Below are 564 nucleotides of genomic sequence, written 5' to 3' on the forward strand. Positions count from 1 at the left end.
TTCGAATACCTCGACCTCCTGGTCTGGCGCGGCAGTACCGGTCAAGGTTACAACGGGATCGACCGTGCCGCCGTTATGCGGAATTTCCGTGGCCTTGGAGTCTTCGGCTCTGGTGATCGCCGGTTTTATGTCTTCTACGGCCTTGATGGTATAGATGCGCTCCGCAAAGGTCAGGGCCTCACCTTCAACCTGACTACTGCCCAGCCCGACCTTGAATTCCATCTTCAACGAGCTGCCATCTTTCAGGCCTTTCGCGTCGGCCAGCGGCATCGGGTGGCTGTAGAAGCCTTGGCTGATCCAGTCAGTGTTGGTTTGTGAAGCGGGGGGCTGCCAAAAGGTTTTGGTGTAAACGCTGTCATCGCGGTTGGTGCCTGTCACGCGCAACCAGACGTACTGTTTCAGGGCAATCAGTGGCCAGCGGTTCACGCGCATGATGGCGTTTGCGGTGAGTGCGCTGACGACAAACTCGGGGCCTTCGCCATTGTTGGCCGCCTGTGTGATCAGCGGGCTGCCCATTGCCGGGTTGCCATCGGCAATCGGCAACACCGCCAACGGCCGAGGCCT

1 pseudogene is annotated in these 564 nt (G+C 59.2%); it reads right to left on the reverse strand.

Annotated elements, in window-relative coordinates:
- Positions 1-564: pseudogene (locus tag ACM6IV_RS12730) on the reverse strand (hypothetical protein); the annotation flags it as partial.

This window comes from Pseudomonas sp. IT-347P, from assembly GCF_949768005.1.
GTDB lineage: Bacteria > Pseudomonadota > Gammaproteobacteria > Pseudomonadales > Pseudomonadaceae > Aquipseudomonas.